Here is an 18,126-nt window from a genome sequence, read left to right on the forward strand (position 1 = left end):
TTTTGATTAGTAATAAACTAATTTCAGAAAATTTAAGTCAGTATTCTCTGATTTTTTAAGTGGGAGTGAACAAAATGGAAATTCAATCAAACATGTTAACCCTTGCTGATGGTAACCAAATGCCACAAGAAGGATTTGGCCTTTACAAAGTTGACGATCAAGAAACGATGAATAACGCAGTTCGCGCAGCCTATGAAGATGGTTACCGTCTTTTCGATACCGCTCAGCTTTACGGTAATGAAGCAGAAGTCGGTCAGGCATTTAAAGATTTAAATATTTCCCGGGAAAATATTTTTGTAACCACCAAGGTCTCTGAGGCTAACCAGGGATACCAAAGTGCAATCGATTCCGTAAAAGAATCCTTAAAGAAGCTTCAGATGGACTATGTCGACCTCTTACTTGTTCATTGGCCTATTCAGCGAGCCTTTTTTGATACTTGGCGTGCTTTTGAGGAATTAAAAAAGGAGGGACTTGCTAAATCAATTGGTGTTAGCAACTTCCAAATTATTCACCTTCAATATTTAGCAACTAAAGCTAATGAAATGCCTGTTGTTAATCAAGTTGAGCTTCATCCACGTTTAACCCAAAAGCCACTGCTTAAATATAACGAAGAACACCACATTGTTACCCAAGCATGGAGCCCGCTTGGCCGTGGAGCAGTCCTTAACATTCCTGAATTAGAAACAATTGCTGAAAAGCACGGCAAGTCAACTGCTCAAATCATTTTACGTTGGCATTTGCAAAACGGGGTTTCATTTATTCCGAAGTCCGTTCATCCTGAGCGAATTCAGCAAAATGCGGATATTTACGATTTTAGCCTATCTCCTGAAGAAATGAAGACAATTGATGGTCTTAATCAATACGCTCGAACCGGTCGGGAACCCGAATTGACTTACGAATACAATCATCAATATTAGCAGAAGCTGGGAATCAAGCTTTTTAAGAGTCCGTATGGCTAGTCGAAAACGGAGGTTGGTTTGATCAGAACCGTTCTCCGTTCGTGACTAGACACTAGGGATCTGCTTGATTCCCGCAATTAGACTCGGTAATTCCAGAAATTACTGGTAATAGTAAGGGCTTGAGAAAAAATGTTTTTTCTCAAGCCCCTTTATTAATCAAATTAAATCTCCAGCAACCTTATCCGCTAATGCAGGGTAAATTGCGATAATTGCTTGGCGGTATTTTTCGCCAGTAACCTTTAAACCAATTATTGGGAGGAAGTTATTAACATCATCAGCTGCATAATCACCAACGGCACTGACACCAGCTAAGGTATCCCCCTCAAATATTAGCGTTAACCTTCCAGTTTGATCATTTTGCCCAGCTGCAAGACTAGAATATTTGAGATTAAGGGTCTTTGTCTGATATTGACTATTTTCCCTTGCTGCTTCTTCCTTCACACCAGCTTCGGCAATCTCCGGAAACGTAAACGCAGCGGTTCCAATCGTTGGGTATTTAATTGCTGCCGTTGTTTTCTCTTCTAGGTAGTTAAAGAGGTATTCTCCTTCAAATTCAGCAACCGGTGTCAGCTTAGGCTGCGGTCGACTGATAACATCGCCAATTGCGTACACATTAGGATTACTCGTTTGCAGGTGTTTATTCACAATAATGCCGCCCCGATCACTATCAATGTTAGCCGCTTCTAATGCTAACCAATCAATATTGGGTTGGCGACCACTTGCGTCGACCACATAATCAGTCGGGATTTCCCCTTGATCGGTCTGGACAATGAATCCTTCATCTTGTTGACGGACCCCTTGAACGCTGGTATCCATCAAGAATTCGACGCCACGCTTTTCCATTGCTTCCGTTACCACTTGAACCTTTGATGCAGGAAAAGCTTTTAATGGACGGGAGGAATGGTCAATGATCGTAACTGCAGCTCCTGCAGCACCAAGCACAGTTGCTAATTCCATAGCAACATAACCGCCGCCAATAAAGGTAACATGCTGTGGTAAGTGTGGAAGTGATAGGACATCCCTACTAGTATGCGTATATTGGTCACCAGGAATTGCTAACCGATGAGAACGTTGCCCTGTAGCAATTACAATTCGCTTACCTTGGTATTGGTGGCCATTAACTTCAATTGTATTCTCATCCACAAAATGGGCGTACCCTGATTCAACATCATGGCTTTTAGCAATGATCGCCTTAGTCTCTTCTGGCCATGGATTAAACCGGTCTAACTTAGTAGCCATTAACTTCTGCCAATCGATTGTTGCTGTTTGTTTAATTCCTCTTCCTTGGAGTTGCTGACTCTGTAAAACTACTCTAGTTGCTCCTTCAAGGAAAATTTTCGGCTCACAGCCATAATTTGGGCAGGTCCTGCCAAATTCATCCCCATCAACCACTAAAACTTTCCGGGATGTTTTAGCTAATAAATTAGATAGCTTGTAGGCAGCTGGACCAGAGCCAATTAAAATATAATCATATTTTTTCATTTCTTACCCTCCATTTCTCTTGGTCTCAAGATAACACAAGATTGATCCAAAAAATATTTTTCTGCTTATTCACCTTTTCACTTTCATTGTTAATTCGTTCCATTTCGCATTCCTACAAGCTTTCATTTTTATTTTCATAAGATACTAATTTAATAGCAATGAAAATGATTGCAATTTTAATTGATAGACGTTTGACATTTAAAAATAGTCATTGCATATTATTCACACAAGCAAATGATAAGCGTTTATCAAATTAATATTTGGAGAGTAATTTGAACTATGAATAACAAGAATTCAATGGTTACCAAACTCGCTTTCTTATCCGTTTCCTTCATGGTTACTAGTGCATATGCCATTCAAGGTTCACTACCACAATTAAAGGCTGCATTAGGAATCAGTCAGCCACAATCGGAGTATCTGGTTACTACTCCTTCATTTGCGGTAATGATCTTCGTTGTCCTTTCACCATTACTTCAAGAATGGTTCAACATTTCTGACAAGAAGATTATTATGGCTGGTGTTACCATCGTTGGACTTGCCGGGTTGGTTCCAATGTTTATTAGTAACTACACTATTATCTTGATTTCCCGACTAATTCTGGGTGCCGGTTATGGGTTATATAACTCCCAAGCTATTTCCCTGATTTCTGTTTGGTATCAAGGCGAAACCCGAGCGCAAATGCTTGGTTGGCGTGCAGCTGCCGAACAAATTGGTCAAGCATGTACCCTTGCAGTTGCTGGTCTCTTACTCAACTATGCTGGCTGGCATGCTTCATTCCTTGTTTATGCCTTTGCATTCGTTGTCCTCTTCTTCTTTGCAATGCGAGTTCCCGATGACAGTAAAGCTCAAGACGATAGCGTTGCTGAAGATGATCTCGCTGAGGAACTAACTAACGAAAAGCCGCAAGATATTACCAAGATTAGCCCCGTTGTTTATCTTCTTGTCTTGTTTGCATTTCTTCTAGTTGTGGACTACGTTGGAATGGAAAATCGGTTCCCTGGCCTCTCTGTTGCCATCAACGGTGAACAATACACCGGTTCATCAATGTTCCTTTCCTTAATGTTGATTGGGGCAACCCTTGGTGGAATCTGCTATGGTCCAATTAATAAACGACTTGGCTTTGGAACTGTTTACCTTGGTCTTGGCTTAATGGCCCTTTCAAACTTCTTGTTCGGGTTTGCCGGTCATAACTTTGTTGTCATGGTTATCGGTTTATTATTAATCGGTTTCCCTCTTCAATTAGTTTCACCATTAATTTTCAACTTACTTCCAGACTTGGCTCCTGCTAAGCGACAACCATTAGTAACATCCCTTTGCTTAATTGGATTTAACTTTGGTTCATTTTTCTCACCAACTATCGGTCAATGGACAAACAACTTGCTTGGCCAACCATTAAGCGGCCTCGGTCTTGCAGCACCATTCCCGGTTTACGGTATTGTCCTGATTCTAATCGGAATCATTATTTTCTTTGCAAGTCGCCACGCGCACAAAGCTTAATCAGAATTATTTAGGAGGATTTTAATTATGCCTATTCAAAATAAAGCAATGTTAATTACCTACTCTGACTCAATGGGAAAGAACATTAAGGAAACCCATGAAGTATTGAAGAACTACATTGGTGACGCTATTGGTGGTGTTCACTTACTACCATTCTTCCCTTCAACTGGTGACCGTGGTTTTGCACCATACCGTTACGATGTTGTTGATTCTGCATTTGGTGACTGGGATGATGTTGAAGCATTAGGTGAAGACTACTACTTAATGTTTGACTTCATGATCAACCACATCTCCAAGAAGTCAGTAATGTACCAAGACTTCAAGGAAAAGCATGACGATTCCAAGTACAATGATTTCTTCATTCGTTGGGAGAAATTCTGGGAAGCAGCTGGTAAGGGCCGTCCTACTCAAAAAGATATTGACCTTATTTACAAGCGGAAGGATAAGGCTCCTGAACAAGAAATCGACTTTGCTGATGGTTCTAAGGAACACCTCTGGAATACCTTTGGTGAAGAACAAATTGACATCAACGTTAAGAGCAAGGTCGCCCAAGAATTCTTCAAGCAAACATTAACTGACATGGTTAATCACGGTGCAGACTTAATCCGTCTTGATGCCTTTGCTTACGCTGTTAAGAAGGTTGACACTAACGACTTCTTTGTTGAACCAGAAATTTGGGACCTCTTAAATGAAGTTCGCGATATTCTTGCCCCTTACAAGGCTGATATCTTGCCAGAAATTCACGAACACTACACTATTCCAGAAAAGATTTCTGACCACGGTTACTTTGTTTACGACTTTGCATTACCAATGACCACCCTTTACACTCTCTACTCTGGTAAGACTAACCGCCTTGCTAAGTGGCTTAAGATGTCACCAATGAAGCAATTCACTACCCTTGATACTCACGATGGAATCGGTGTTGTTGATGCTAAGGACATCTTAACTGATGACGAAATCGAATACGCATCAAACGAATTATACAAGGTTGGTGCAAACGTTAAGCGGAAATACTCAAGTGCTGAATACCACAACCTTGATATTTACCAAATCAACTCCACTTACTACTCAGCACTAGGTGACAACGATGACGCCTACCTTCTATCCAAGTCTTTGCTCCTGGTATTCCAATGGTTTACTATGTTGGTTTACTTGCTGGCTCAAATGACCTTGAATTACTTGAAAAGACTAAGGAAGGTCGGAACATTAACCGTCACTACTACACTAAGGATGAAGTTGCTAAGGAAGTTCAACGTCCAGTAGTTGCAAATCTCCTGAAGTTACTCTCATGGCGGAACAAGTTTGCTGTCTTTGACCTTGACGGTTCAATTGAAGTCGAAACCCCAAGCGAGACTACAATTAAGATTACTCGGAAGGACAAGGATGGTAAGAACGTTGCTGTCCTCAATGCCGATGCTGCTAACAAGACCTTTACAATCACTGCTAACGGTGAAAAGGTTATGGAACAAAAGTAATTCATTAAATTAACCGACTGATCATAAACCCTTTCCAATTAATAAGTCCGGTTAAATAACTAGAATTACCAATATTTTAAACTTAATTAGGTCACTAATATTCCAGGATTTTTGGATATTAGTGACCTATTTTTTGTAATCACATTTATTGTAAGCGTTTTTATGGTACGATTATCTTAGAGTTGTATGATTTAACTAGGTTTGTTACAGGAGGCTGATTATAATGGCATTTCAAAATGTAACAATTGCTGGAACGGGTGTACTCGGAAGTCAAATTGCATATCAAACGGCATTAAATGGCTTCAACGTTACGGCATATGATCGTAATCCAGACACTGCCAAGAAACGGGTTACTGGATTAAAGGCAAGTTACCAAAACGATTTGGGACTAAGTGACGCAGAATTTAATGCTGGTCTTAATCGAATTAACTTTACCGCTGACCTTGCAGAAGCAGTTAAAGACGCTGATTATGTAATTGAAGCCTTACCAGAAAATCTGGACATTAAGGAAGAGTTCTACAAGCAATTATCAAAACTTGCTCCGGCAAAGACTATTTTTGCAAGTAACTCCTCAACCATGGTTCCAAGTCAACTGGTAAAGTTTGTCGATCGACCGACCAAATACCTACACATGCACTTTGCCAATAAGATTTGGAAGTGCAATGTTGCCGAAATTATGGGAACTGAGCAAACTGATCCAGCCGTTTTTCAAGAAGTGGTTGACTTTGCTCACGCAATTAAGATGGTGCCAATTCCACTTCATAAAGAACAACCAGGATACGTCCTTAATTCACTCTTGATCCCATTTGTGATTAGTGCAATGGCTCTTTGGGTAAAGGGAGTTGCCGATCCCCAAACGGTTGATAAGGACTGGATGATCTCTACCGGTTCACCTGTTGGTCCATTTATGATGCTCGATGATGTTGGTTTACGGACAGTTTGGAATATTGTCACTAACCTCTATGAATCTCGTCAGCAAGAAGTTTTCAAGGTAATTGCCGATCGGCTTAAAGAAATGATTGATGCTGGTCACGAAGGACTAGAATCAGGTCAAGGTTTCTACCACTACCCTAACCCAGAATTTGCGGACCCAGATTTTCTTAAGAAGTAGAAGGGAGCACGTAATTATGCCATTTAAAAACATTACTGTTGCGGGGGCTGGCGTTTTAGGAAGTCAGATTGCCTACCAAATTGCACTTAATGGTTTTAATGTTACCGTTTATAACCATCACATTGATACCGCTGAAAGTCGAATTAACGCGTTAAAAGCAGATTACCAGCGCGATCTCAATTTAACTGATCAAGAATTCCAAGCTGGGTTAGATAATATCACCACAATTACGACCGATCTCAAAGAAGCCGTTAAGGATGCTGATTACGTCATCGAAGCTCTCCCTGAGTCATTAAAACTTAAGGAAAAGTTTTACGCTGAACTTTCACAGGCCGCTCCTGCTAAAACAATCTTTGCAAGTAATTCTTCATCATTTATTCCCAGTCAACTGGTGAAGTTTGTTGATCGACCAGCAAAGTTCCTGCACATGCACTTTGCTAATAAAATTTGGCGATTTAACGTTGCGGAAATTATGGGAACTGAACAAACTGATCCAGCAGTTTACCAAGAAGTGGTTGACTTTGCTCGTGAAATTAAAATGGTACCAATCGAAGTTCATAAGGAACAACATGGCTATGTTCTTAACGCTGTCTTAATGCCTCTCCTTGCCTCCGCAATGCAATTATGGGCAAATGACGTTTCTGACCCGCAAACAATTGATAAGGATTGGATGATTTCTACTAATTCACCAATGGGACCATTTATGATCTTGGATATGGTTGGTTTACGAACTCCTTATCAAATGGAACTTAATGCCTATCAAACTACCAAGGATGAAATTCACCAAACGATTGCGAAAAAGTTAAAGGCAATGATTGATGCCGGACACGTTGGGCAAGAATCAGGTCAAGGATTCTATCACTACCCTAACCCGGAGTTTGAAGATCCTGATTTCCTCAAAAAATAATTCAATAGCGATGAAATAGCAAAAAGATGAGGGTGGAAAAAACGTTAAGTTTTTTCCACCCTCTTATATACTTAGTGATCTCAGAACTTAGAGAGTCTAATCGCGGAAATTAACTGAGGGACTCGAGCCTAACGCAGCGAAGCAAGCCTATTCGGCTACGAACGACTCTGATGATTTCATCATCATTCATCGTTCTAGGTTAGTCAACCGTCCCTCCGAGAAAGTTAATTCCCAGCTTCATCTTTTTTTATTTATTGTTCCTGTTCTTCAGACAATGCGCCAAGAAGAGCGATTGCCATCATGTACCAAGCATTGGTATCATCTAGCATTGGCAACTCGGTAGCATCATCACTAGGAACTTGCTCAGCAACATTCTGAACTGGTTGTTGTGGTGCCGGCGCTGGCTGTGGAGCTGACTGCGGCTGAGTTTGTTGTTGAACTGGTTGTGATTGTTGCTGAACCGGCTGTTGCGGTTGAACAGTAACTTGTGAAGCTGGCTCTTGAACCACAACTTCCTGTGGATTATCAGTAGGCTGCGGCTGTTGAACAACTGATTGTGGTTGTTGCTGTGGTGCCGTTGATTGTCCCTGCGGTGCTAACTGAACTACTACTTCCTGTGACTGTGGAGTAGTTGGCTGTGTTTGCTGATGAACAACAACTTTTTGTTGAGGTGCAGTCTGTTGTGGCTGCGATTGCGGTTGTTGAACCGGTGATTGCTGTTGACTAGCCGGTTGTTGAATAACTGCTTCCCCAGCAGGCGATTCTTCAATTACCCCTTGGTCGCTACTATTAGCAACTGGTGAAGGTTGTTGTGCAGCCTGATGACGTAAAACAGTAACATTATAAGTAGCAATTGCCGGTGTATTGTTGTCATCGGTCACTTGAATATTAATGCCCTTTGGTTTACCAAAGTATTCAAAATCAGGCGAGAAGGTCACTAATCCGGTACTTGGTTCCAAAATATAACTACCAATTCCCGAGATGGAAATCTTTTCAGCATTACTTACCTGACCATTAATGATAAATCGTGCCGGGTGGTTAGCATCAATCCGTGCCATCACTTGATCACTACCACTAGTAATCCGAACCTTAGAAGTTTGACTCTGACCTTGTTCACCAATTGTTGGCGCAATCCGCGCACTCGGCCGAACAGCATCAACTGTTGGTTGGTACTGGAGATTGGTCCGCTCACCACTAGCAGAAGTTACCCGAATAGTTACTTTATCTGGTTGACCAATAAAGTTTTTATCTGGCGCAAATGATACCGTTCCTGTATTAGGGTCAATTTGGTAGAGACCGACAGTCTGACCATTCTTGGTTGCGCTCAGCTGCTTACTTGCTTGACCATTACTAATAAAGTCAATTGGCCAATTAGGATCAAGCGGCTTCCCTGGTACATTAGGACTAGAAATGATTGTAATCTGTGAAGTCTGGGTAACCCCTTGGATATCATGAGTATTTTGCAACTGAATTCCTAAAACAGTCTGACTGAAATTACCAAGATAACTATGTCCATCTGAACCATAAGCAATAAATTCTATTGGTTGCGGACGACCAACAAACGTGCCGCTTGGCTGGTAAATAATTTCATTCTTTCCCCGATCAATTCGGTAAACACCAATCTTTTCATCGTTCAAGATTGCATCAAGTGATTGGGCGCCGGTTGCACTTCCATTAATCCAGAACTTAATGTCCCTTACATCAATATTTGATGGTTTTTTCTCTTCAATCTTCTTTTCAGGATTAGTCCGTTGATAGAACAGATCAGTTGATGGATTATCGTTTTGGGTAATCACTGGCAGATTATTTTTAATTGAAATTTTGGCATGTTGTTCCTTACCTTGCCACCCAACAGTTGATGGGTTAGAAACCTCACCACGAATAATTTGTGGTTGGAACCGAACAAAACCAATATATTCAAAATTACTGTCTGATAAGATTACGTAAGCCGGAGCAACTGGACCATTATAAGTACTGTCGGTTAATTCAAAACTAACCTCAGCCCCCCGGTGAGCACCCTTAGAGGTTAACGTGTACGTCCCAATATTGGTATCTGGAACTGGATCACCATTTTCGTCCATCTTTTGAGCAGCCATCTTAATAGAATTTCGCCCAGTATCAATGTAGTTTCCCTCAACCCAAATAGAGGTATTCTTACCAAAAATCTGGTTTAAATTATTAGTTAGCGTAATGGGACCAAATGTAGCGGGCCACATTTCATCCCCTGACGTACTAACACTATAGAAGTTATCCAGCTCAATACTTTGTGGCTGGTTAGAAAGGTTAGCCGTTTTTTGTCCAACTAAACTGTAGTAAACAATGTAATAGATATCCGTATCCTTAGTAGGATCATCTAAAGTTGCCGGATCAAACGTTGTTACAACGTTACCATCGTTCAATACCGAAGCATAGCCACCTTCGACGGGGATATGAATCTTCTTAAATGAGCCATCCTCGTTCTGGGTGTATGGGATTGACCGTAATTTTTCTTGCTTTAATGCTCGATCTAAACTATGTAAAACAACGGATCCATAGTGTCCCTGCTCACCTTCATCAAAGTATTCATTAGCAGCAGTCAGTTGACTTGGATCTATTGGTTGATTTTGCTCATTAATATTCATTGTCTCACCGTCACTTTGCCTTATTGACCAGCCTGTTACAACCACTAATTATAAAATTATTCCCCGATTATTGATCGTAACAGTATAATTCATCTTCTATTCTCAGTCGTTACTCTCCCCTGCTAGCAAGATCATTTTGTGAAAAGTTATGCTAATAAGGTTGAAATAACATTCGCTTGATAAACAAATTTTCAAATTTCTTATTTAAACTCTCAAAATAAATCGCATATCTATTTTAACGTAAATGCAATTATTATCATATACTTATCCCCATATAATAAATTTATTATTATTTAACTTTATTATACCTCTACCAGGTTCCCGCGAAGATTAAATGATACAATAAAAGTGAAATTAATAGTATTTAATCGGTCTTTTGTGAAGGGAGTAATTTAAATGGTCATGAATCCAAGTAAAGCTCAAGATGTCTGGAAAGACGCAGGAGAGCACGTTCAGTTTACGGTTCTTGAACTCAACCGCAAAGATCAAGCAAAGGAACAAGAGGCAATTCAAGAATTTGTGGATCGTTATCAGGCAATTATCAGATCACTACGAATCCGCGATAATGGCGGTAATCTAAAAACCTCATTAGGCTTTAGCAGTGATGCTTGGGATTACCTCTTTCCAAATGCTCCAAAGCCAAAGGAACTTGAACCATACCAAACCCTTTCCGGTGAAAAATACACAATGCCAGCCACTAAGGGGGATCTCTTCCTTCATATTCGGGCAAATGATGAGGCTGTTGTATACGAGCTTCTTCGTCAGTGTCGTCTTTTCTTGAAGGACTTTACTACCGTTGTCGACGAAACAAAGGGGTTCCGCTACTTTGAGGGACGGGCAATTATCGGCTTTATTGATGGTACTGAGGCCCCACAAGTTGAAGACGCTGCCCATTACGCAATCATTGGCGACGAAGACCCATTCTTTGAAAACGGCTCATATGCTTTTGCTCAAAAATGGCGTCACCACATGGACATCTGGAATCAATTAACTACTGAAGATCAAGAAAAGGCTGTTGGTCGAAAGAAGTTTAGCGACCTTGAACTTGAAGATCACGAAAAGTTTGCCAATGCCCATAACGTTGCCTCACAAGCGACAATTAACGGTGTAGAACAAAAAATCGTCCGGATGAACGTTCCATATTCCGATCCTGTTGCCGGAAATACAGGAACTTACTTCATTGGTTATTCCCGTTACTGGAAAGTTACTAAGACAATGCTTGAAAACATGCTCAAGAAGAATGATTATCTCCTTTCATTCTCCGATATTCTCTCCGGTCAGCTCTTCTTTATCCCTTCCCGTCCCCTATTAGACAAAATCGCGGATGGGGAATTAAATTAGAGTGTGTGCCGTGACGAATTAGCAACTGAGCACTAGAAAATCCCGGACGATGATTGGCTTGCAATCAAGGACGGGATAGCTAGGCGGAAGTTGCGGTCACGGCGGACAGATTTTAATTAGAGTGTGAGCCCGTTAAAACCTTCCGGTGGCTAACGATTTCTCCACCGAACGACGTCTTGTCGTCGGAGGTGGAGGTCGTTAGCTCGAGGAAGGTTAGGGCGAACACATTTCCACTCCATCGCAGCAAAATCATCAGTTGACAACCCCTCCTAAAATTGATATGCTCTGATTAACAATTTTAAGGAGGGATCATCCATTGAAGTTTTAATTCTACACAATTTATTGCAACTAATCTGGATCTATGACGCAGAAGAGTTGCTCACGGGTAGAATTATTATTTCAATGTGAAGATCATAAAATTTAAATGGTAGGAGAATACCATTTTAAAGGTCTGCCCGTGTGGTAGGCCTTTTTTGCGTCCCCGAAAGGACGTGACAAGTTTAATGGAAAACTTAACAATCAGAAACCTCTCATTTGCTTATCCAGGACAAGCTCTCCTTTTCGATCACTGTAATTTAGACCTTGATGGTGATTGGAAATTAGGTTTGCTTGGTCGAAACGGTCGCGGGAAAACCACCTTAATGAAGATTCTCCGTGGTCTTGTCAACTATCAGGGTTCAATCATTACTAATCTAAAGCCCCAATATTTCCCGCTAACTATTAAGGATCCGGCTTCTCTTGCTGGAGACGCGGTGATTGAGGCAGTTCCAAACTCGTTTCTTGAGCCTTGGCAATTAGAGCGAGAACTAAATTTGATGGCAACTAATCCTGAAATTTTGTGGCAGCCTTACTCAACGTTAAGCGGTGGCGAACGGACAAAGCTCCAGTTAGCAGCCCTCTTTGCCAGTGATTACGATTATCTTCTTCTCGATGAACCAACAAACCATCTTGACCAGGTTGGTCGTAAACAAGTTGCTAACTATCTCCGCCAAAAAAATACTGGTTTCATCATTACCAGTCACGATCGAGAATTTCTTGATCAAATTATTGACCATACCTTAGTAATCGAAAAATCCCAACTAGTTTTAGAGCGCGGAAATTATTCAACCTACTTTAAACAAAAAAAGCGTCGTGACCAAGAAGCAGTCACGACTAACCAGCAGCTAAAGGCTGACATTAAAAAGCGTAAACGGAGCCAACAGCAACGCCAGCAATGGGCCAAGCGAGCTGAAGGTGAGAAAAAGAATAATTCCCACGCTGATAAGGGATTCCTTGGCGCTAAGGCCGCAAAAATGATGAAGAAATCGGTGACCATTAATAACCGAATTGAGCAAGCAATCAATGATAAGCAAGGATTACTTAATAACATCGATTCCATCACACCACTCTCGCTTAATCTTCAGCAAGATCATCACCAAACTTTATTAACGGTTAAGGATGTGACGCTCTCATTCCCTGGCCGGCAGCTCTTTGCCCCGCTGAATTTTACCGTTAAGCGAAATGAACAGGTTGCTCTCAGCGGCAGGAACGGTACTGGAAAGTCCAGCTTAATCCAGGCAATCTGTCAGCAATTTCCCGGGAATATTAACGGCACAATTGAGCTTGCCAGCAATATTACAGTTAGTACGGTTCGGCAAGACTATTCAGATAATTCAGGAAGTCTAACCGAATTTGCAAAAGCAAACCGACTAGAACCAGAAACGTTCCTCAATATTCTTCGGAAATTAGGGGTCCCCCGTTCAGTCTTCGATAACCGAATCGAAACGATGAGCATGGGGCAGCAAAAGAAGGTTGAACTTGCACGATCACTAGCTACTCCCGCCCACCTCTATATCTGGGATGAACCGTTAAATTACCTTGACACGTATAACCAGGAACAGCTAATTGACTTAATCCAAGCATATCAACCGCCACTACTCTTTGTGGAACACGATCACCACTTTATTGAGCAGGTAAGTTCAAAGATTATTCAATTGAATAGGGATAAGTAAACTGTCCTAATTCAATGTTTTCAGCCAGTTAAGAAAGAGGTTAAACCATTCGCTCATGTGTTCATCTGTCCGGTCATTATTAACGATTCCCGTATACTTATTAGCAAGTGCTAGTCCGTGGTTACCAGTGCTAAATTCATGAAGTTCGACGGAAACATCATGGGCTCTTAATGTTTGAACGTATGGCAAAATATGATCATTGAATGGTGTTACTTGGTCATTAAACGAGCCCCAAATGAATGTTGCTGGAGTATGATCGTTAACAAGTTGAGTAACATCCTCAGTTACTACACCCATTCGATCATCAATTGTCGGTTTAATTACCGGATAGCCAAGACCAACGAACTTTGCCTTCGTGTGGGCAATATTACTGTACGCGGCCGCTAATTGCCCGCCAGCAGAAAAGCCGATAATTCCTAAGCGGTTGGGATCAACGTTTAATTCGTCAGCATGGGCAACAATATGGTCAAATGCCTGAGCAACTGCTGATTTGGCTGCTTGGTAATCCTTGTGTTCAACTACCGGATAACGAACCACAAATGCCTGAAAAGCATGACTAGCAAAGGTAATTGCCACTCGTTCAGAATCACGCTCCATAATCTCATTGTAACTGCCTCCGGGGATAATTACGATTCCTGGTAGCGGCTTATCACTATTACTATGATAAATATCTAACGAAGAAAAAGACTGAAATAGTGAAACATTTTGAATATCCATTAATATCCCTCCATTTTCTGACACCTTTATTTTCATGCTTTTTGAAGACGACTTCAAGCAGAATGACTGAGGCAACCGTTTACATTTAATTTTCTTAACAAATCCCCTTGTTTATGCCCATGGATCTGCTAAAGTTATACAGGATTAAAGAGAGGGGAATTATTAAATAATGTCAATTATTAAAACAAAAAGCTTCTGGCTAGCAGCTGTAATGACCTTCATCTGCGCAGTTGCGGGAGTTCTTCTAGCAAAACTACCGTACGTTAACCTAATTGGAGCCTTAGTAATTGCGTTGCTTCTTGGGATTGCAATGCAGCTGACACCAAGTAAATTGCAGACTGATGCAAAATCTGGAATGGGCTTCATTTCGAACAAGTTTTTACGCCTCGGGATTATCCTTCTTGGTTTTCGGTTAAATCTCGAATCACTGGCTCAAGCTGGAGTAAAAACGATCTTAGTTGCGATGGTCGGAGTTACCGGAACGATTTGTTTAACTTACTGGCTCAGTCGTAAATTCGGTGCTGAAGATGAGTTAGCAATCTTATCAGCTTGTGGTTGCGGAATTTGTGGTGCCGCTGCCGTTATGGGGGTTTCACCACAAATCGAAACTACCGATGAAGAACGAAAACGAGAAAATGAGGTCCTTGCGGTAGCGGTTGTTTGTGTTATGGGAACCGTCTTCACCCTGATTGAAATTGGTCTTAAACCGATCCTTGGCTTAACCGATCCACAATTCGGAATTGTTGCCGGCGGATCGCTTCATGAAATTGCTCACGCAGTCGCTGCTGGAGGGGCCTTTGGTGAAGCCAGCCTAGATAATGCGTTAATCATGAAGCTTTCTCGGGTTCTTCTCCTTGCACCAGTAGCTTTAATTGTCGGTTACTGGTACCAACGACGGCTCATCCGTGAAAGCATTGAAGAACACGAACAAGCTCCAAAGAAATTACCGATTCCGTGGTTCCTGGGTGGTTTCATCCTTACCAGTATTCTTGGCACATTTCTGCCACTTCCTGCTGGACTCCTTGATGGTCTTGTTCAAGCAGCTTACATCTTTTTAGGAATGGCAATGGCAGCTCTTGGAATCTCAGTTAATTTCCGCGTTATCTTCAAACGCGGCGGTGCTGTCTTTGGCGCTGCTGTCATCAGTTCAACCTGCTTACTGATCTTTATGATCATTATGAGTCGGCTCTTCTTCTAAAAGATTACTTTAAACTTATAAAGCCTTTAGCACTCGGTATTAGCCGAATACTAAAGGCTTTCTCTTTATCTTCTTGCCATTAGGACACTGGTCTTTAACCATGGACCGCCCCACCAACCATTGATACCGGTTGGAACTACTCTTACGTCTTGAAAACCAAGGTTGTTAAGAAGTGGGCGGTATTGTTGAAGGTTACCAAAATCAACAATGATTAGGGTGCCATTAGGCTTCATTACCCGAACGGCTTCCTGAATTGCCCGTCCCCGGTTAATCGCGGGAGAAACACTATGGAAAGTAAATGTTGAAAGGACATAGTCATAGTGCCGACTCTCTAACGGAAGGTTCAGTAAGCTACCATCAACCAGTTTTGCCCGATCAGCAACCCGATTTTCCTTAATTCGCTCACTTTCCTGCTTTGTCACATTTTCATTACCAATGTTGACTCCGGTTACCTTTCCTGGAGCCTTTAATCGCTTTGCTACGTCGATAAATAGTCCAGCATAGTTTAGCCCTAAAATTGCAACCTGAGCATTCTCAGGCATCTTTAGTTCCCGAAGAATTTGTCCCCAAATTAAATTTCGTCCCCGAAATAGTGTATTGCAATAAATTCCTACCACTAACAAGATTAAGATAATAATAATCACTAATAATACCTTCATGATTTACCCTCTTTTCGGTCAAGCAACAATACTATTAAGCTTCTTAATGTCTTTTAAGTCGCCCACTACTGTAATTTTATCATGTGGCTTAATCACATCACTAGCTTGCGGCATCTGGTTAACCTCATCATCAGCATTTACGATAATAATGACGTTAACGTTAAACCGATTCCGAAAATCAAGCTCGTCTAAAGTCTTGCCAAAGAACTTTGGGTTATTAATATTAACCTCAGCTAACGTTACTTTCTTACTGAGTTGGACGTAATCAATTACCCCTGGATTCAACTGTTGAAAGACAAGCCGCTTTGCTAAATCATGTTCTGGCCGCACAACCTGATCGGCCCCGATTTTCTCAAGAACTCGAGCATGGTTAGCGTTCTCCGCCCGACAGATGACATCTTTTGCCCCTAACTCTTTAGCAATTAACGTCACCATAATGCTAGCCTCAACATTTTTTCCGATAGAAACATAAACATGATCGAAGCTTCCAATATCAAGATCACAGAGGGCGTCCTCATCCTGAGCATCAGCAATTACCGCTCGCATAACAGAGTCGGCGTATTCATTAATTACCTCTTCATTACTGTCAATCGCAAGGACCTCTTGCCCCGCTTGAACAAGCGCATCACAAATAGATGAACCAAATTGTCCTAAACCAATGACAGCATAGCTTTCTCGTTTAACCAATTAAGACACCTTCCTTTGGATACCGGTATTCCCGTTGTTTTGGCTGAGCATTGAGAATTGAATACATGACCGTATAGATCCCAACCCGGCCAATAAACATCAAAAACATAATAATTAATTTACCAATAAAGTTTAGACTTGGTGTAATTCCAAGAGAAATTCCCGTTGTTCCAAAGGCTGCTGTAGCCTCAAAAGTAACGTATGTTAGAGAATCATGTCGCGGGAGTGCTTGAGTTTCGACTAATATCAAAATTGAAATCATCAGAATCGCAAACGCAACAAACAGCAGTGTCAATGCCCGAAAGACATTCTCATCCGTAAACCGGCGATGGGCAAAAACCGTATCCCGTCGTCCACGTAAGGTTGCAATACTTTGGAGCGTTAATAACCCAATTGTTGTGGTTTTAATCCCCCCAGCGGTCGATCCCGGTGCACCACCAATAAACATTAGAATAATTGTTGTACTGATTCCGGCAGCACTCAATTTTGTATACGGAACAGTAACGAGTCCTGCTGTCCGGGGAGTAATGGCCATGAAAATCGTGTTAAACAGTCGCTGCGGGTAGGTTAGCTCCCTACTAAACTGACTTAAATTATGTTCAGTCAAAAAGTAAACCAGCGCTGAAATAACAAAGATGACTGCTCCAGTACGGAGGACTAAATGCGTATGGAGCGACAAGTGGTGACGTTTAGGAAATTGGAGCAGGTCCTGCCAAACCAGAAAGCCAAAGGAACCGGTAATGATTAACACCGCCATTACCGTTAACATATAAGGATCCTTTGCGTAATCTTCAAGGCTGTTCCCGGTCAAATCAAATCCGGCATTGCAAAATGCTGAGATCGAATGAAAAGCGCTAAACCACAGGCCCTTTTTCAACCCATAACGAGGATAAAAGTCAATAAAAAGCAATCCCATTCCCGCAAGTTGGATAATAATCGACAGGCGAATAATCAAGTTAACCACATTTAACTGAGAAAGGTGATCAAGGTTAAGGGCCTCTTGGGTTAATAATCGTGTCGACATCCGCATTCGTTGGTGAATTAGTAAGGACATCATTACCGCAAAGGTCATAAAACCTAATCCACCAACTTCCATTAGGATTGCAATCACCACTTGGCCAAAGAAAGACCAGTAAGTTGCTGTCGGTACCAACGTTAGTCCAGTAACACAGGTCGCACTAGTGGAAGTAAAAAAAGCGGTCATAATATCATCACTATGCCCAGAACGCGTTGCAATCGGCAATGATAATAAAATCGTCCCGAGAAAAATGATCGCTAAAAAGCCCCAAGTTAGTATCTTGGGAAAGGAATATTTATGGTTAAAAATCTCGATCATTAACGACCACCGCCTAATTCACCTAGTATGCTTTCTATCTTAACATTAACTTCTGATCACATTAACAATTTCCGACAAAAAAGGCAACGGTATAATACCGTCGCCCTTTTTGTGATTCAAAGTAATTAATTGTATAAAATAATCC

The 18,126-nt window shown here is 41.4% G+C and carries 13 protein-coding genes and 1 pseudogene; 8 read left to right on the forward strand and 6 right to left on the reverse strand.

Annotated elements, in window-relative coordinates; all coding sequences use genetic code 11:
* Positions 1-74: 74 nt before the first annotated feature.
* A complete protein-coding gene (locus tag HUK45_RS06475; protein ID WP_191911632.1) occupies positions 75-917 on the forward strand; it encodes an aldo/keto reductase in 843 nt (280 codons plus the stop codon).
* 198 nt (positions 918-1,115) lie between these two features.
* Here the strand turns inward: HUK45_RS06475 and HUK45_RS06480 are convergent, their stop codons facing one another.
* Positions 1,116-2,441 carry a dihydrolipoyl dehydrogenase family protein gene (locus HUK45_RS06480; protein WP_191911633.1) on the reverse strand — a complete coding sequence of 442 codons (1,326 nt, stop codon included), beginning with the start codon at positions 2,439-2,441 and terminating at the stop codon, positions 1,116-1,118.
* 279 nt (positions 2,442-2,720) lie between these two features.
* Between HUK45_RS06480 and HUK45_RS06485 the strand changes: the two genes are divergently transcribed.
* From HUK45_RS06485 to HUK45_RS06500, 4 genes and pseudogenes are all read left to right on the forward strand, one after another.
* Positions 2,721-3,938 (forward strand): MFS transporter, encoded by a 1,218-nt coding sequence (locus HUK45_RS06485; RefSeq protein ID WP_191911634.1) that lies wholly within the window; start codon positions 2,721-2,723, stop codon positions 3,936-3,938.
* 27 nt (positions 3,939-3,965) lie between these two features.
* Positions 3,966-5,413: pseudogene (gene gtfA / locus HUK45_RS06490) on the forward strand (sucrose phosphorylase).
* Positions 5,414-5,636: 223 nt separating this feature from the next.
* Entirely contained in the window at positions 5,637-6,524 is an 888-nt protein-coding gene (locus tag HUK45_RS06495; protein ID WP_191911635.1) for a 3-hydroxyacyl-CoA dehydrogenase, read from the forward strand.
* Between the two features lie 16 nt (positions 6,525-6,540).
* Complete coding sequence (locus HUK45_RS06500) at positions 6,541-7,431, forward strand: 3-hydroxyacyl-CoA dehydrogenase (RefSeq protein ID WP_191911636.1); 891 nt, start codon at positions 6,541-6,543, stop codon at positions 7,429-7,431.
* A 251-nt stretch (positions 7,432-7,682) separates the two neighbouring features.
* Here the strand turns inward: HUK45_RS06500 and HUK45_RS06505 are convergent, their stop codons facing one another.
* A complete protein-coding gene (locus HUK45_RS06505) occupies positions 7,683-10,052 on the reverse strand; it encodes a hypothetical protein (protein ID WP_191911637.1) in 2,370 nt (789 codons plus the stop codon).
* Positions 10,053-10,448: 396 nt separating this feature from the next.
* Between HUK45_RS06505 and HUK45_RS06510 the strand changes: the two genes are divergently transcribed.
* Complete coding sequence (locus tag HUK45_RS06510) at positions 10,449-11,393, forward strand: Dyp-type peroxidase (RefSeq protein WP_102168202.1); 945 nt, start codon at positions 10,449-10,451, stop codon at positions 11,391-11,393.
* Positions 11,394-11,896: 503 nt separating this feature from the next.
* Positions 11,897-13,384 (forward strand): ribosomal protection-like ABC-F family protein, encoded by a 1,488-nt coding sequence (gene abc-f / locus HUK45_RS06515; RefSeq protein WP_191911638.1) that lies wholly within the window; start codon positions 11,897-11,899, stop codon positions 13,382-13,384.
* 6 nt (positions 13,385-13,390) lie between these two features.
* Here abc-f and HUK45_RS06520 read toward each other — a convergent pair whose 3' ends face one another.
* Complete coding sequence (locus HUK45_RS06520) at positions 13,391-14,101, reverse strand: alpha/beta hydrolase (protein WP_191911639.1); 711 nt, start codon at positions 14,099-14,101, stop codon at positions 13,391-13,393.
* Between the two features lie 169 nt (positions 14,102-14,270).
* Here HUK45_RS06520 and HUK45_RS06525 point away from each other — a divergent pair, with 169 nt between their 5' ends.
* Entirely contained in the window at positions 14,271-15,299 is a 1,029-nt protein-coding gene (locus tag HUK45_RS06525) for a YeiH family protein (protein ID WP_191911640.1), read from the forward strand.
* A gap of 65 nt (positions 15,300-15,364) precedes the next feature.
* On the opposite strand, the gene HUK45_RS06530 is transcribed toward HUK45_RS06525, so the two are convergent.
* The 3 genes from HUK45_RS06530 to HUK45_RS06540 are packed head-to-tail and all read right to left on the reverse strand — an operon-like array spanning position 15,365 to position 17,981.
* Positions 15,365-15,958: a class I SAM-dependent methyltransferase gene (locus HUK45_RS06530; RefSeq protein WP_191911641.1), complete on the reverse strand. Its 594-nt coding sequence runs from the start codon at positions 15,956-15,958 to the stop codon at positions 15,365-15,367.
* Positions 15,959-15,976: 18 nt separating this feature from the next.
* Positions 15,977-16,645 carry a potassium channel family protein gene (locus HUK45_RS06535; RefSeq protein ID WP_191911642.1) on the reverse strand — a complete coding sequence of 223 codons (669 nt, stop codon included), beginning with the start codon at positions 16,643-16,645 and terminating at the stop codon, positions 15,977-15,979.
* Complete coding sequence (locus tag HUK45_RS06540) at positions 16,638-17,981, reverse strand: TrkH family potassium uptake protein (protein WP_191911643.1); 1,344 nt, start codon at positions 17,979-17,981, stop codon at positions 16,638-16,640. The genes HUK45_RS06535 and HUK45_RS06540 overlap by 8 nt, the downstream gene beginning before the upstream one ends.
* Positions 17,982-18,126: the final 145 nt, after the last annotated feature.

Origin of the sequence: Limosilactobacillus urinaemulieris, assembly GCF_014838745.1 — a bacterium.
In the GTDB taxonomy this organism is placed as follows: domain Bacteria; phylum Bacillota; class Bacilli; order Lactobacillales; family Lactobacillaceae; genus Limosilactobacillus; species Limosilactobacillus urinaemulieris.

Bases quoted from the DNA above. Each gene is read 5' to 3' on its own strand.
- HUK45_RS06525 (WP_191911640.1), top strand. From the start codon at position 14,271: ATGTCAATTATTAAAACAAAAAGCTTCTGGCTAGCAGCTGTAATGACC.
- HUK45_RS06485 (WP_191911634.1), top strand. From the start codon at position 2,721: ATGAATAACAAGAATTCAATGGTTACCAAACTCGCTTTCTTATCCGTT.
- abc-f (WP_191911638.1), top strand. From the start codon at position 11,897: ATGGAAAACTTAACAATCAGAAACCTCTCATTTGCTTATCCAGGACAA.
- HUK45_RS06480 (WP_191911633.1), bottom strand. From the start codon at position 2,441: ATGAAAAAATATGATTATATTTTAATTGGCTCTGGTCCAGCTGCCTAC.
- HUK45_RS06520 (WP_191911639.1), bottom strand. From the start codon at position 14,101: ATGGATATTCAAAATGTTTCACTATTTCAGTCTTTTTCTTCGTTAGAT.
- HUK45_RS06495 (WP_191911635.1), top strand. From the start codon at position 5,637: ATGGCATTTCAAAATGTAACAATTGCTGGAACGGGTGTACTCGGAAGT.
- HUK45_RS06530 (WP_191911641.1), bottom strand. From the start codon at position 15,958: ATGAAGGTATTATTAGTGATTATTATTATCTTAATCTTGTTAGTGGTA.
- HUK45_RS06540 (WP_191911643.1), bottom strand. From the start codon at position 17,981: ATGATCGAGATTTTTAACCATAAATATTCCTTTCCCAAGATACTAACT.
- HUK45_RS06500 (WP_191911636.1), top strand. From the start codon at position 6,541: ATGCCATTTAAAAACATTACTGTTGCGGGGGCTGGCGTTTTAGGAAGT.
- HUK45_RS06505 (WP_191911637.1), bottom strand. From the start codon at position 10,052: ATGAATATTAATGAGCAAAATCAACCAATAGATCCAAGTCAACTGACT.
- HUK45_RS06510 (WP_102168202.1), top strand. From the start codon at position 10,449: ATGGTCATGAATCCAAGTAAAGCTCAAGATGTCTGGAAAGACGCAGGA.
- HUK45_RS06475 (WP_191911632.1), top strand. From the start codon at position 75: ATGGAAATTCAATCAAACATGTTAACCCTTGCTGATGGTAACCAAATG.